This window comes from Streptomyces sp. NPDC034084, assembly GCF_055575535.1.
Map to the genome: position 1 here is coordinate 47,184 of NZ_JBVISK010000008.1, position 12,553 is coordinate 59,736.

At 72.3% G+C, this 12,553-nt stretch carries 15 protein-coding genes; 7 read left to right on the forward strand and 8 right to left on the reverse strand.

The window, feature by feature from the left end; genetic code table 11:
* Nucleotides 1-140: 140 nt before the first annotated feature.
* From ACZ51I_RS26935 to ACZ51I_RS26950, 4 genes are all read right to left on the reverse strand, one after another.
* Complete coding sequence (locus tag ACZ51I_RS26935) at nt 141-1,694, reverse strand: ABC transporter substrate-binding protein (RefSeq protein WP_468880654.1); 1,554 nt, start codon at nt 1,692-1,694, stop codon at nt 141-143.
* A gap of 62 nt (nt 1,695-1,756) precedes the next feature.
* Nucleotides 1,757-3,808 carry a hypothetical protein gene (locus ACZ51I_RS26940; RefSeq protein WP_468880656.1) on the reverse strand — a complete coding sequence of 684 codons (2,052 nt, stop codon included), beginning with the start codon at nt 3,806-3,808 and terminating at the stop codon, nt 1,757-1,759.
* Between the two features lie 107 nt (nt 3,809-3,915).
* Nucleotides 3,916-4,368, reverse strand: coding sequence for a nucleoside deaminase (locus ACZ51I_RS26945; protein ID WP_468880658.1), 453 nt, complete (start codon nt 4,366-4,368; stop codon nt 3,916-3,918).
* A 31-nt stretch (nt 4,369-4,399) separates the two neighbouring features.
* Nucleotides 4,400-4,684, reverse strand: a complete 285-nt coding sequence (locus ACZ51I_RS26950) for a GntR family transcriptional regulator (protein ID WP_468880661.1) — start codon at nt 4,682-4,684, stop codon at nt 4,400-4,402.
* A 150-nt stretch (nt 4,685-4,834) separates the two neighbouring features.
* On the opposite strand from ACZ51I_RS26950, the gene ACZ51I_RS26955 reads away from it, so the two are divergent.
* The gene (locus ACZ51I_RS26955; RefSeq protein WP_468880663.1) at nt 4,835-5,167 is read left to right on the forward strand and encodes a hypothetical protein; all 333 of its coding nucleotides are present in this window, start codon (nt 4,835-4,837) and stop codon (nt 5,165-5,167) included.
* Complete coding sequence (locus tag ACZ51I_RS26960; protein WP_468880665.1) at nt 5,164-5,502, forward strand: hypothetical protein; 339 nt, start codon at nt 5,164-5,166, stop codon at nt 5,500-5,502. The genes ACZ51I_RS26955 and ACZ51I_RS26960 overlap by 4 nt, the downstream gene beginning before the upstream one ends.
* Before the next feature lie 252 nt (nt 5,503-5,754).
* On the opposite strand, the gene ACZ51I_RS26965 is transcribed toward ACZ51I_RS26960, so the two are convergent.
* Nucleotides 5,755-6,375, reverse strand: a complete 621-nt coding sequence (locus ACZ51I_RS26965) for a flavodoxin family protein (RefSeq protein ID WP_468880667.1) — start codon at nt 6,373-6,375, stop codon at nt 5,755-5,757.
* Between the two features lie 125 nt (nt 6,376-6,500).
* Here ACZ51I_RS26965 and ACZ51I_RS26970 point away from each other — a divergent pair, with 125 nt between their 5' ends.
* Complete coding sequence (locus ACZ51I_RS26970) at nt 6,501-7,430, forward strand: DMT family transporter (RefSeq protein WP_468880669.1); 930 nt, start codon at nt 6,501-6,503, stop codon at nt 7,428-7,430.
* On the opposite strand, the gene ACZ51I_RS26975 is transcribed toward ACZ51I_RS26970, so the two are convergent.
* Nucleotides 7,333-8,217 carry a LysR family transcriptional regulator gene (locus tag ACZ51I_RS26975; protein ID WP_468880672.1) on the reverse strand — a complete coding sequence of 295 codons (885 nt, stop codon included), beginning with the start codon at nt 8,215-8,217 and terminating at the stop codon, nt 7,333-7,335. The two genes, ACZ51I_RS26970 and ACZ51I_RS26975, sit on opposite strands and share 98 nt — an antisense overlap.
* Complete coding sequence (locus ACZ51I_RS26980; protein WP_468880674.1) at nt 8,217-8,618, reverse strand: PLD nuclease N-terminal domain-containing protein; 402 nt, start codon at nt 8,616-8,618, stop codon at nt 8,217-8,219. The genes ACZ51I_RS26975 and ACZ51I_RS26980 overlap by 1 nt, the downstream gene beginning before the upstream one ends.
* Before the next feature lie 168 nt (nt 8,619-8,786).
* Here ACZ51I_RS26980 and ACZ51I_RS26985 point away from each other — a divergent pair, with 168 nt between their 5' ends.
* From ACZ51I_RS26985 to ACZ51I_RS26995, 3 genes are read left to right on the forward strand one after another with little or no spacing between them, the layout of a single operon-like run.
* The gene (locus tag ACZ51I_RS26985; RefSeq protein ID WP_468880676.1) at nt 8,787-10,244 is read left to right on the forward strand and encodes a menaquinone biosynthesis decarboxylase; all 1,458 of its coding nucleotides are present in this window, start codon (nt 8,787-8,789) and stop codon (nt 10,242-10,244) included.
* Entirely contained in the window at nt 10,241-11,143 is a 903-nt protein-coding gene (mqnP, locus tag ACZ51I_RS26990; protein WP_468880679.1) for a menaquinone biosynthesis prenyltransferase MqnP, read from the forward strand. The genes ACZ51I_RS26985 and mqnP overlap by 4 nt, the downstream gene beginning before the upstream one ends.
* 31 nt (nt 11,144-11,174) lie before the next feature.
* Nucleotides 11,175-11,849: a UbiX family flavin prenyltransferase gene (locus ACZ51I_RS26995; protein WP_468880681.1), complete on the forward strand. Its 675-nt coding sequence runs from the start codon at nt 11,175-11,177 to the stop codon at nt 11,847-11,849.
* Here ACZ51I_RS26995 and ACZ51I_RS27000 read toward each other — a convergent pair.
* Nucleotides 11,846-11,983 (reverse strand): hypothetical protein, encoded by a 138-nt coding sequence (locus tag ACZ51I_RS27000; protein WP_468880684.1) that lies wholly within the window; start codon nt 11,981-11,983, stop codon nt 11,846-11,848. The two genes, ACZ51I_RS26995 and ACZ51I_RS27000, sit on opposite strands and share 4 nt — an antisense overlap.
* A 114-nt stretch (nt 11,984-12,097) precedes the next feature.
* Here ACZ51I_RS27000 and ACZ51I_RS27005 point away from each other — a divergent pair, with 114 nt between their 5' ends.
* On the forward strand, nt 12,098-12,553 hold the full coding sequence (locus tag ACZ51I_RS27005) for an Lrp/AsnC family transcriptional regulator (RefSeq protein ID WP_017241016.1): 456 nt from the start codon (nt 12,098-12,100) through the stop codon (nt 12,551-12,553).

Genomic DNA, 12,553 nt, shown 5'->3' on the forward strand with positions numbered 1-12,553 from the left:
CCGCGTACCCCCGGGACGGGTGGCCATGCCTGCGCGGCCGCTGTCCCAGCTTCGGGGGAGCCGCCGGGGGCGACAACAGCTCCCCCGTTCGACTCGGCCGTTCGGGGGGCCGGGGGCGAGGACCCCGGGGTGACAGCCGCTCAGCCCCGCTTCGGCGGCAGGCAGGAGGCGGCCGGAGGCCTGCCTTCCGGCCAGGCGATCTGGACGAAGCGCGGCGAGCCGTCCTGGGCCAGCTCCACGATCGGGACCGCCTTGTTGTAGGGGTTCCCGTAGTTGTCCAGGCAGATCCAGCCGCTCGCGCCCTCGACCCTCAGCGAGCCCTTGACCTGCGGCCACTGGGTGGTCACGTCGGCGAGCCCCGGGTACTGCGCGCCCTGCGGGGTGGCCTGACGGATCGCGTGGACCGCCGTCGCCATCGCGTCGTACGCGACGATCGCCTGCCCGTCGCCCAGCGTCACCGGCTGCTGCGCGGCGCGGGCGATGTCCGTCAGGAACGTCGAGTACGCCACGACCGAACCGCCCGTCACCGGAGCCGGGCGCCCCGGCGCCTGCTTCCAGGCGTCCGGGTGGGCGAGCGAGGCGTACCGCACGGTCAGCTTCGCCTTCAGCGCCTTCCGGTCGAGCCGCTTGTCCGCGCCCAGGTAGGAGCCCTCGTCACCGGTGAGGACGGTGAACGCGCGCTCGGTGCAGCCGCGCGCGCCGAGCGCGTTGATGAACTGCCGCAGCTGGGTGTGGCGGCCGGCGAAGAAGACGGTCTCGGCGCGGGTGTCGCAGATCAGGTGGGTGATCTGGCGGAAGGTGTTGGCGGTGGTGCCCTCCTCCGTGGGGTCGGCGGGCGAGGTGAAGAGCCCCGGTTCGTGCGGGGCGCCCTGGAGGTTGGCGGCGAAGGCGGCCTTGAGGGTGTCGGTGTAGTGGTCGCCGGACCGGGTGTCCTGGACGAGGAAGGCCTTGGTGGCGTCCACCCGGCCGAAGTGCGAGAGGGCCTTGGCCTCGTCGGTGTTGGTGGGGGAGACGCGGGCGAGCCCGGGGTAGCGGTTGTGGCCGGGGCCGTTGGCGATGTCGTCGGCGGTGATGGTGGTGCCGACGACGGCGATCCCGGCGCCGGTGAGGGCCGCCACCGACTCCCGCACCTCGGTGGAGGAGGTGGCGACTCCGGAGACGGCCCGCAGCCGGTCGGGGGCGCCCGTCATGGTGATCAGCCGGTCGACGGTGGTGCGCCAGTGGGCGTTGCCCTTGCCGGTGTTGGCGAGGACGAGGCGGATCTTCGGCGTCTCGCTGTTGGACTCGTGGTTGGCGCGGTACTGGTAGGCGTACGCGCCCTGGATCTCGTGCAGCACCTTGTCCCGCATGCCGCTGTCCGTGGACGTCAGCGGCAGGAGGACGGCGACGGTCGCGTACTCGCCGGGTTTCAGCGTGGCGTTCTCCCGGCCGATGGCCCCGGCGATCCCGGCGAGTTCGGGCACGCCGAAGGCGTGGCCGTCGCCGTTGACGCCGACGCACTCGGAGCTGTCGGCCGGGCGGGCCACGCCGGCGGCGCAGGAACGGTCCTCCGGGGTGGTCAGCCGCGTGATGCCGTAGCCGCCGAGGCCGAGCACGACGGCGGCCGTGACGAGGGAGGCGACGAGCTTCTGGCGGGGCGTGCGGACACGGCGGCGCAGCCGGTCGGTGAGGTGGTCCGTGCGGCGGTCGGGCATGGCGTCAGACTCCGTCCTCGGGGGGTGTCGTGTCGGTCGGGCCGGGCTCGCCAGGACATCCGCTAACGGCCCGGCGGCAGCGACAGCTCCCGCCAGGCGCGGATGTCGCGCGGCCAGTGGCCCGCCGCGTCCCAGAGTGAACCGCTGCCCGTCAGATGGCGGCCGGAGAGCCGGCGCAGCTCGTGCGCGAGCCGGTCGGCGACCTCCTCGTCGGGCAGTGCGAGCGGATCGGTGAGCAGCCATACGGCGTGCAGCAACCGCCGTACGGACAGGTGGAGTTCGGTGGTGTCGGGGTCGAGGCCGCCGGGGAGGGTGCCGGGCGGCTCCTGGCCGAGGGCGACCGCCCGCCGCGGGTCGGGGCCCGGCCGGTTCCGCTCGCGCGGGTACGGGGCGGAGGCGATGAAGCGGAGCCGGCCGAGCCAGCCGAGGACGTCCTGCTCGGGGAAGGTCTCCCGCAGGTGGCTGACGGCCTCCTCGGTGCGGCCGAGGGCGAGACCGTGATGGAGGCGGTACGGGCCGGGGTGCGGCCCGTAGTGCCGGTAGAGCGTCTCGTGGACGGCCTGCCAGGCGGCGTACCGGGGATGGTCCTCGTCCTCGAAGCGGAGCCGGTACAGGAGCAGGGCGCGCAGCAGCGGGTCGGCGACGAAGTGGCCGGGGCCCTCGGCCCAGTCCTCGGCGCGCAGCTGGTCGCGGACCCGCAGCGCCACGTCCCCGTCCAGGGACTCCGCCTGGAGCCGGGCGTGGGCGAGCATCCGGGCCGACTCCTCGTCGTGGGTCGCGGCGAGCACGGCGTACGGCCCCGGTCTGCGCACCGGCAGGAGTTCGGCGAGGAGCGTGGGGGCGACGGGCACCGGCGCGGTGTCCTCCCGCAGCTCCACCGTGAGGTCGAGCAGCCGGCCGGGGGTGAGGCCGGCCCGCAGCTCCGCGGGCGTCTCGCCGGCGGCCCGGCCGAGGAGCGCCACGCCGAGGGGGCGGCCGCCGGTCAGCCGGTGGACGGCGCGGGCCAGTTCGGCGGGGTTGCGGCCCGCCGGGTCGTGGCGGTCGAAGGCGGACCGGGTCTGGGCGGGGGAGAGCGGGGTCAGTTCGACGGCGAGGATGCCGGAGCCGACGCTCGTCCCGCGCGGGCAGGGCGCCCGGTGCGCGGTCTCCGGCAGCCGGGTGCGGGCGGCGTGCCGCAGGCCCTCGTGGTCGCGGACCCGGGAGGTGGCGAGGACGACGACCCGGTCGCGGCGGCCCTCGGCGGCGCGGGCGCGCAGGATCGGCTCCACGAGCTGCCGGCCGAGCGGCTCGTGGGCGTTGTCGAGGAGGAGCAGGGGCCTGCCGATGCGGCTGCCGCGCCGGAGCCCCGTGTAGGCGTGGAGGAGGTCCTCGGTGAGGGCGCCGACGAGGAAGTCCTCGGCCTCGCGGCGGCGCCGTCCGCCCTGCTCGAAGTCGACGGCGAGCTGCTGGAGGCCGGCCTTGCCGCGCCCGCCGGCGTTGCGGTAGCTGCCGTACCAGCTCTCCGAGGCGCGCTGGAGGCGGCCGAACACCTCCTCCAGGACGGTCTCCACGGTCGCCTCGGCGAGCAGCCCGGCGAGCGGGGCGGTGGCCTCGGCGAAGGTGGCGGCGAGCTTGGCGAGGACCTTGCCGACCCAGTTGGCGGCGGCGCCCCGGGTCGCGTCGACGGTCGCGAGGAGCGGCCCGAGCCGCTGGAGGTCACGCCGGGCCCACTCGTCGTCCTCCTGGGACCAGGCGAGCGAGGCGACCGCGACCAGGCCGAGCGAGAGCCGGGGGAACCGTACCGGCCGGGCGCCGAGCACCTTCGGCGACAGCTGCACGGCCAGCTCCGCGAGCGCGCCGGTGACCGGGGTCCAGCCGGGGCCGTGGTCGGCGGGCGGTTCGACGTGGGCGCAGTCGAGGAGGGCGAGCGGGGTGTAGCCCTTGTAGCGGTTGCGGACCTCCTTGAGCAGGGCGGTCTTGCCCATGCCGCGCCCGCCGGTGAAGACCGTCACCGGCGGGTCGTCCCCGTGCTCGTACGCGACGCGCGCGGCTCCCTCGCGGGTGAGCCCGACGAGCCGCGCGACGAGTCCGCCCTCGTCCAGGACCGCCTCGCGGCCGTACAACTCCCTGTCCACGCCCCCGCCACCCCCGTCACAGTCAACTCAAGGATATCGACGGGATGTTGGGAAAGCGGTCGGCTTTTCGACTCTGTTGTCAACGTGTGCCGTACGGGAGACCCGCCTCACTCCTCGCCGATGTCCTCGTTCCAGAGGGCCGGCCGCTCCGCGATGAACTCCCGCATGAGCGCGACGCATTCGGGATCGTCGAGCACCACGACCTCGACCCCGTGCTCCGCGAGCCAGTCGTGCCCGCCGTGGAACGTCTCCGCCTCCCCGACGACGACCCGCGAGATCCCGAACTGCCGGACGAGCCCGGAGCAGTACCAGCAGGGGGACAGGGTCGTCACCATCGTCGTCCCCCGGTACGAGCGCTGCCGGCCGGCGGCCCGGAAGGCGGCGGTCTCGGCGTGCGCCGAGGGGTCCCCGTCCTGCACGCGCCGATTGCGCCCGCGCCCGAGCAGCACCCCGCCGGCGCCGTACAGGGCGGCCCCGATGGGGATCCCCCCTTCGCCGAGCCCGACGCGGGCTTCGTCGAGGGCGGTGGCGAGCCACCGGCGTGCTTGTTCCTGATCCATGGGGGGACTGTTCCCCGGTGGACCGGGGGTGTCACGCCTGGCGCTGACCCTCGTCCGCCGGGAGGGGGTCGGCGACGAACGTGCCCTTGCCGTGAACGGTCAGGATCAGGCCCCGCTCGCGGAGGACCTGGGCCGCGCGGCGGACGGTCAGGTAGGCGACCCCGTACTCCTTGGCGAGGTCCCGCTCGGCCGGCAGGCGGGCCCCGGGGGACAGCGCTCCGGCCGCGATACGGGCGGCGATGTGGTCGGCCACCGCGACGTACACCAGCTGGGGGCCCTGGGGGTCGAACTCGGGGATCTGGCTGTGGTCGGTCACACGACCAACGTAAGCATCGAAGATCTGTGCGGACCATTGGTGAGCTATACAGAGCTATACATGCCCACTAGGGTTGCAGGGCACTGAAGACCCCGGCGAGGTGGCTAGACCTCCCGGGGCATGGCCACCAACTATCAAGGAGTTGATGACGTGCGGAACCCTATCGCGCGGGCACTGGGACGGGCCTGGATCCCGCTCCTCCTCTGGCTGCTGATGCTGACCCTGCCACCCACCGGCAGGCACCGGCCCCAGCGGGTGACCCACCGCCGCCCCGCGCCCTCGCGCCCAGGGCCACGCCACCGGGCCCCCGTCCGGCGATCTCCGTACGCCCGGGAGCAGGCGACGCTCCTCGACGGCGCCCGGTCGCCCCTGGAACGTCCCTACCTGGGGGCGGTGCAGCGACGGCGCAGGCGGACGCTGTGGCTGGCGACGGTCGGCCTGGACGTCGATCACCGGAACATCCACGCCGGGACCGCGCGATGAGCCGCTGCGGGGCGCGGCGCTCCGTGCTCGCCGTCGCGGAGGTGGTGCGGCCGGTGTGGGGCGGCTCGGTCTGCGTGCTGGCCATCGGCCACGAGGGCCCGCACCGCGACCGCGCGGGCGACGGCTGGTGGGTGACACCGGAGATCGCGGACGCGGTGACCGTGTCGCTGCTGGTCGGCACGCTCACGGGCGAGCCGGAGCCGGAGTTCCGCTCACCGCGCTGCGTCGTGGGCCGCCACGAGCGCTGCCGCGACCACGAACCCCGGGACAGCGGCGTACCGGGGGTCCGTCACCTGGTGTGCGGATGCCGGTGCCATCAGGAACCCGGCAGGTGAAGCGCCACACCTGGACGGCCACGCTTCTCGCGGCCTGGCGTCCGGCGTCTCGCCCGTACCGCGCTGGTCGGCTTTCGTCGCCGAGGTGGAGAAGCGAGCCGATGAGCCGGTCAGGGCTGCGGAAGCCCGATGCCCGTGCCATCCGGCGCCGCCTACCTGGCCCGACGTCGACCCCTGAGGCCCCGGACGAGCAGCGTCCCGGTTCGCTTCCCTTCCGGGGGAGCGATGCCGCCTGGCAGGGCGCCCGGCTCCTCACACGACCGCGCCCGCCTCCTCCTCGTACGGGAAGAGGGCCAGGGGGGTCTCGCTCTCGAAGAAGGTCTTCGCGCGGATCATCGCCTGTTCGTCGGCTCGTACCCGGCCCGGGCGGGAGCCCGTCCCGATGAGGACCCCGCCGAAGCGCATCCGCAGGTACGCCGCCGAGTGGTGCAGGGCGGTCTCCAGGCCGCCCGCCACGACGTGCTCCTCGTGCCCCATCGCCGTCACGCCCCACAGCGTGCCGCCCGCCATGCGCTCCTTGAAGTCCGAGCCCGGCACGTTCAGCCAGCCCGACCAGTAGTCCAGGTAGCGCTTGGCCTGTGCGGAGAGGGTGTACCAGTACAGGGGCGAGACGATGACGATGTCGGTGGCCTCCACCGTGGCCTGCCGCAGGAACTCCTCGACCTCGTCGGCCTGCCGGCCCCCGTCCTCGTGCCGCCCGTCCTGGAAGTCCGGCAGGGCCAGCCGGTTCAGGTCCACCCAGCGCTGCGGGACGTCGGCGGGCAGGTGCGCGGCGGCCGCGCGGGCCAGGATCTCGGAGTTGCCGTCGGCGCGGGAGCTGCCGAGGACGAAGAGGAACGAGCGGTCCGGGGCGGGGTGAGCGTCGGAAGTCATGTCCGTTGCCAACTCCCGCTTCCCCCGGACGTATTCCGTCCCATCGGTTCCGGCGATCGCCGCCATCGGCAGGACGGTCCAGTGGCTCGTGGACCGCCCGCGGCCCCGCTCGTAGCGTCGTGGACATGAGAAACGAGACCAGGGGAACCGTCGAACTCACCCTCGCCATGGTGCTCTCCGGCACCCTCGGCGTCTTCGTCGTTGAGTCCGGGGCCTCCCCCTTCGAGGTGGTGTTCTTCCGGTGCCTCTTCGGGGCCGTCGCCCTCGGGGCCTACAGCCTCGTCCGGGGGTTCTTCACCGGGCACGGGTTCACGCCGAGGAAGCTGGGGCTCGCCGCGCTCGGTGGCGTCTTCATCGTCTTCAACTGGGTCTTCCTCTTCGAGGCGTACGAGGCCACCTCCATCTCCCTCGCCACCGTCGTCTACCACACGCAGCCGTTCTTCCTCGTGCTGCTCGGGGCCGTCCTCCTGCGGGAGCGGATCTCCCGTGCCACGTGGGGATGGCTGGTGCTCGCCTTCACCGGGCTCGTGCTCGTCTCCGGCGTACGGCCCGGGGACACCGCCTCCCTCAAGGGGCTCGGTTTCGCGCTCGCCGCCGCCGTGCTCTACGCCCTCGCGACCTTCGTCACCAAGCGGATCACCGGCGTACGGCCCCATCTCGTCGCGCTCGTGCAGGTGCTGGTCGGCATGCCGATGCTGCTGCCCTTCGTCGACTTCGGGGCCGTCGGCGGGCTCGGGAGCGGCTGGGCCTGGCTCGTGGGGCTCGGGCTCATCCACACCGGGCTCATGTACGTGCTCATGTACGCCGCCTACGCCAAGCTGCCCACCACCAAGATCGCCGTCCTCGCCTTCACCTACCCCGCCGTCGCCATGGGCGTCGACTGGGCGGTGTACGGGCACCACATCGGGCTCGTCCAGGCGCTCGGCGTCCCGCTGATCGTCCTCGCCAGCCTCAAGGTCACCCTCGCTGCTCGGACACCAGCCGCCGCGCCTGCTCCACGAACAGCCGCACATGCGCCGGAAGCCGCTTCCCCCGCCGCCACGCGAGCTGCGTGAAGAGGGTGAAGGGTGCCTCCCAGGCCAGCTCGACGAGGGTCCCCGCCGCCAGTTCCTCCGCGACCGTCACCCTCGGCAGCAGCGCCACCCCGAGACCCGCCGCCACACCCCGCTTCGTCGCCTCGATCGTGCCGAACTCCATGAACGGCGGCGCCCACTCCCGGAGCTCCTCCTCGAAGAGGTCGCGGTACGGGCAGCCCGGCTCCGTCCCCACCAGCTGCGCCCCGGCGAGGTCCGCGCTGGTCAGGCCCGTACGGCCGACGAGGGGATGGGCCGGGCCCGCGACCAGGACCAGCGGCTCGGGCGCGAGGACCTCAGCCTCCAGGCCCTCGTGCTCCGTCTCCGGCTCCATCAGGAAACCGACGTCGTACGTGCCCTGCCGCAGCGCCTTGCGGGTCTCGTCACCGAGCGTGGGCCGCAGCGTCAGCCGCACCTTGGGGTAGCGGTGGTGGAAGTACTCCAGGAGCGGCGGCAGCCGGTAGGAGGTGAGCGACTCCATCGTGCCGATCGCTATCGGACCCGCGAGTTCCGCCGTGGCCGCGACGGCCGTACGGGCCTCGTCCGCCAGGTCCGCCATCCGGCGGGCGTACGGCAGGAGCCGTTCCCCGGCCTCGGTGAGACGGATGCGGCTGCCGAGACGCTCGAAGAGCTCGGTGCCGAGGGAGGATTCGAGCGACCTGATCTGGGCCGTCACGCTCGACTGGGCGTAGCCCAGCTCGGCGGCGGCCCGGGTGAAGGAGAGGACGTCGGCGACCTTCTCGAAGGTGGCCAGGAGCCGCAGCTCCATCAGCTCTCGGTCCCCGTGTCCTCGCCGCGCTCGCGCTTCTTCAGCTCCTCCTCGCGGCGGCGCAGGTCCGCCTCCCAGTCCTTGAGGAGGGACTCGTCCTTCTTGTTCTCCTCGCGCAGGGACTTGAGGAACTCGGGGTTGTCGTCCGGGGCGACCCACTCGTGGCGGTGGTTGCGGTACCCCGCCGAGAAGGGGGAGGGCGTGCGGCCGCCCGCGGGCGCGCGGCGCATCTTGCCGGCGGCGAACCAGACGATCGGGCCCACGATCCAGAACAGCAGGATGATGATGACCCAGACCACCTTCGGGAGGTGCTTGACCTCGTCCTCGGGGGTGTTCAGGCAGTCGATGAAGGCGTAGATCGTCAGCGCCAGCGGCAGGATGTACAGCAGTGCCCTGAGCATGTGGGACAGCCCCCTGGAAGCAGCGGCGGAGCCCGTTGCGGCGCCCCGGTGACGAGTCAAGCCTAGCCCGTGGCGGCTGTGCCCCTCCGGGGGACGACCCCGGACCCCGGCGAGACCCGCCCGGCCCCGGGGCGGGCGTGCGCGGGGTGCTCGGGGATACTTGGCGCCATGGCTTACGACGATCTCCGCTCGCTGCTCAGGGCCCTGGAACGCGAAGGCGACCTCAAGCGCATCAAGGCCGAAGTCGACCCGTACCTGGAGATCGGGGAGATCGTCGACCGGGTGAACAAGGCGGGAGGGCCGGCGCTTCTCTTCGAGAACGTCAAGGGTTCCGCCATGCCCCTCGCGATGAACGTCTTCGGGACGGACCGCCGCCTCCTCAAGGCGCTCGGCCTGAAGTCGTACGGCGAGATCAGCGAGAAGATCGGCGGGCTCCTCAAGCCGGAGCTGCCGCAGGGCTTCGTCGGGGTCCGCGAGGCCTTCGGGAAGCTGGGCTCGATGGTCCACGTGCCGCCGAAGAAGGTGAAGTCCGACGCGGCCCCCGTGCAGGAGGTCGTCCTCACCGGCGACGACGTCGACCTCGACAAGCTCCCGGCGCTGTTCACCTGGCCGAAGGACGGCGGCTCCTTCTTCAACCTGGGGCTCACCCACACCAAGCACCCCGAGACCGGCGTGCGGAACCTGGGGCTCTACCGGCTCCAGCGGCACGACAAGCGCACCATCGGCATGCACTGGCAGATCCACAAGGACAGCCGCAACCACTACGCGGTCGCCGCCGCGAAGGGCGAACGGCTGCCGGTCGCCATCGCCTTCGGCTGCCCGCCCGCCGTCACGTACGCCTCGACGGCGCCGCTGCCCGGCGACATCGACGAGTACCTCTTCGCCGGCTTCGTGCAGGGCAAGCGGATCGAGATGGTCGACTGCAAGACCGTCCCGCTCCAGGTCCCGGCCAACGCCGAGGTCGTGATCGAGGGCTGGCTGGAACCCGGCGAGATGCTGCCGGAGGGGCCCTTCGGCGACCACACCGGCTTCTACACGCCGCAGGAGCCCTTCCCCGCGCTGAAGATCGACTGCGTGACGATGCGGAAGCGCCCGCTGCTCCAGTCGATCGTCGTCGGCCGGCCGCCGACCGAGGACGGGCCACTGGGACGGGCGACGGAGCGTTTCTTCCTGCCGCTCCTGAAGATCATCGTCCCGGACATCGTCGACTACCACCTGCCGGAGTCGGGCGGCTTCCACAACTGCGCGATCGTCTCGATCGACAAGAAGTACCCGAAGCACGCGCAGAAGGTCATGCACGCCATCTGGGGCGCGCACATGATGTCGCTGACCAAGCTGATCATCGTGGTCGACAAGGACTGCGATGTGCACGATCTGCACGAGGTGTCCTGGCGGGCCCTCGGGAACACCGACTACTCCCGCGACCTGACCGTGGTGGAAGGGCCGGTCGATCACCTCGACCACGCCTCCTACCAGCAGTTCTGGGGCGGCAAGGCCGGTATCGACGCCACGAGGAAGCTGCCTGAGGAGGGCTACACCCGGGACGGCGGCTGGCCGGACATGGTGGAGTCGGACCCCGCGACGGCGGCCCTGGTGGACCGCCGCTGGAAGGAGTACGGGCTGTGACGACCGCCGCCGTGCCCGGCGCACAGCCGGGCCGCACCAAAGCGTTCCTGCGCCTCGTGATGATCGAGCACTCGGTCTTCGCGCTGCCCTTCGCGTACATCGCGTCCCTCACCGCGATGTTCCGGCTCGACCGGCACATCCACTGGTGGACGCTCTTCCTCGTCACCGTCTGCATGGTGGGCCTGCGGACCTTCGCCATGGCCTGCAACCGGATCATCGACCGCGAGATCGACGCGCGTAATCCGCGGACGGCCGGGCGGGAGCTGGTCACCGGCGCGGTGTCCGTGCGCTCGGCGTGGACCGGGGCCGGGATCGCCGTCGTCGTCTTCCTCGGCGCCGCCGCCCTCCTGAACCCGCTCTGCCTGGCGCTCGCGCCGCTCGCCGTCATCCCGATGGTCGTCTATCCGTACGGCAAGCGGTTCACCAACTTCCCGCACGCCATCCTGGGCCTCGCCCAGTCCATTGGACCGATCGGCGCCTGGCTCGCCGTGACCGGGGAGTGGTCCTGGGACGCGGTCGTCCTGGGCCTCGCGGTGGGCGTCTGGATCGGCGGCTTCGACCTGATCTTCGCCTGCCAGGACGTCCAGGCGGACCGGGCGCACGGCGTCATGTCCGTCCCGGCCCGCTTCGGCGTGCCGGCCGCCCTGTGGGGCGCCCGCGCCTCGGCGGTCGTGACGACGGGCCTCCTCGTCTGGTACGCCCTGGTCACGGACGCGGGCCTCTTCTTCTGGGCCGGTCTCGCGATAGTGATCGTCGCCTTCTGCTACGAGCACACGATCGTGAAGCCGCACGACCTGTCCCGCCTGAACAGGGCCTTCTTCACGACCAACGGCTTCATCGGCATCAGCCTGTTCGTGTGCGCGCTGCTCGACCTGCTGGTCCGCGGGCTCACCCCGTAGCCCCGGCGCCATGACGGATAGGCTCGACGGCATGAACGACGGCAAGCGCACCCCCTGGGTCGTAGGGGTCTCCGGGGCGTCGGGCACGCCGTACGCCGCCGCCGTCCTGAGGGGGCTGCTCGCCGCGGGGGAGAGCGTCGACCTCGTCGTGTCGCGGGCCTCGCGGCTGACGCTGCTCGACGAGACGGGCATCGCCTTCCGGGACGCGCACTGGCGCGAGGACCTGGCGGCCTGGCTGGCGCGGGGCGCGGACGGGAAGCCGGACGCCTTCGACGTCTCCGGCGATCTGGACGACGTGCGGTACTGGGCGGCCGGGGACCTGGGCGCGGGGCCGTCCTCCGGCTCGTACCCGGCGAAGGGGATGCTGGTGGTGCCCGCCTCGACCGCCGCGGTGGCGGGAGTGGCACTCGGACTCTCGAAGGACCTGCTCCAGCGGGTCGCGAGCGTGACGCTGAAGGAGCGGCGTCCGCTGGTGGTCGCGGTGCGGGAGACGCCGCTGAACGGACAGACGCTCAAGCACATGGTGGCGCTGGACGAGGCGGGCGCCGTGGTGCTGCCCGCCTCTCCGGCGTTCTACGCGGGGGCGACGCACATCCAGGATCTGGTGGACTTCGTCGCCGGGCGGGTGCTCGACGCGGCAGGGGTGCCGCACGAGCTGTACCGCCGGTGGGAGGGAGAGCTCGGTGGAGCCCGCCCCGCTGATTAGCGCTTCTTGGCGCGCTTCTTCGCGGCGCGCTTCGAGGCGGAGGTCGGCTGGTGGGCACGCGAGCGGTTGGCCAGGTCCTGCAGCTCGCGCATGCGTGCGTAGGCCATCTCGATCGTGTACACGGTGAACACCACTCCTGAAAGATCGTCTTTGATCTGCTGAAAGATTCACAGGGCTTCGACCCCTGTGTACCTTAGATTCTATACCTAAACTCGCGGTATCGCTGGACAATGGAAGGCTTCATACCTATGGACGCCGTGGACAGGCAGCTCATCCAGGCTCTGCGTGAGAACGGCCGCGCCTCGTACGCCGAGCTCGGCCGGCTCGTCGGGCTCTCCGGCCCCTCCGTGACCGACCGCATCAACCGCCTCGAGGCCGCCGGGGTCATCACCGGCTACCGCGCCACCGTCGACGCCGCCTCGCTCGGCCTCGGCGTCACCGCCCTCATCGGCATCTCCCTCTCCGACGCCGCCGACCACGAGGACGTGGCCCGCCGCCTCAAGGACCTCGCCGAGATCGAGGACTGCTGGTTCATCGCCGGCGACGACTCCTTCATGCTCAAGGTGCGCGCGAACGACGTCGACGGCCTGGAGAAGACGATCCGCCGGCTCTCCGGCACCAAGGGCGTCTCCCGCACCCGGACGACGATCGTGCTCTCCACCAAGTGGGAGAACCGGGTCGGGGAGCTGCCCGAGGAGGGCTGA

What these genes read in the sequence shown, in the direction of transcription:
- ACZ51I_RS26935 (WP_468880654.1), bottom strand. Translation starts at nt 1,694, where the DNA reads ATGCCCGACCGCCGCACGGACCACCTCACCGACCGGCTGCGCCGCCGT.
- ACZ51I_RS26945 (WP_468880658.1), bottom strand. Translation starts at nt 4,368, where the DNA reads ATGGATCAGGAACAAGCACGCCGGTGGCTCGCCACCGCCCTCGACGAA.
- ACZ51I_RS26960 (WP_468880665.1), top strand. Translation starts at nt 5,164, where the DNA reads ATGAGCCGCTGCGGGGCGCGGCGCTCCGTGCTCGCCGTCGCGGAGGTG.
- ACZ51I_RS26965 (WP_468880667.1), bottom strand. Translation starts at nt 6,375, where the DNA reads ATGACTTCCGACGCTCACCCCGCCCCGGACCGCTCGTTCCTCTTCGTC.
- ACZ51I_RS26970 (WP_468880669.1), top strand. Translation starts at nt 6,501, where the DNA reads ATGAGAAACGAGACCAGGGGAACCGTCGAACTCACCCTCGCCATGGTG.
- ACZ51I_RS26975 (WP_468880672.1), bottom strand. Translation starts at nt 8,217, where the DNA reads ATGGAGCTGCGGCTCCTGGCCACCTTCGAGAAGGTCGCCGACGTCCTC.
- ACZ51I_RS26980 (WP_468880674.1), bottom strand. Translation starts at nt 8,618, where the DNA reads ATGCTCAGGGCACTGCTGTACATCCTGCCGCTGGCGCTGACGATCTAC.
- ACZ51I_RS26985 (WP_468880676.1), top strand. Translation starts at nt 8,787, where the DNA reads ATGGCTTACGACGATCTCCGCTCGCTGCTCAGGGCCCTGGAACGCGAA.
- ACZ51I_RS26995 (WP_468880681.1), top strand. Translation starts at nt 11,175, where the DNA reads ATGAACGACGGCAAGCGCACCCCCTGGGTCGTAGGGGTCTCCGGGGCG.
- ACZ51I_RS27005 (WP_017241016.1), top strand. Translation starts at nt 12,098, where the DNA reads ATGGACGCCGTGGACAGGCAGCTCATCCAGGCTCTGCGTGAGAACGGC.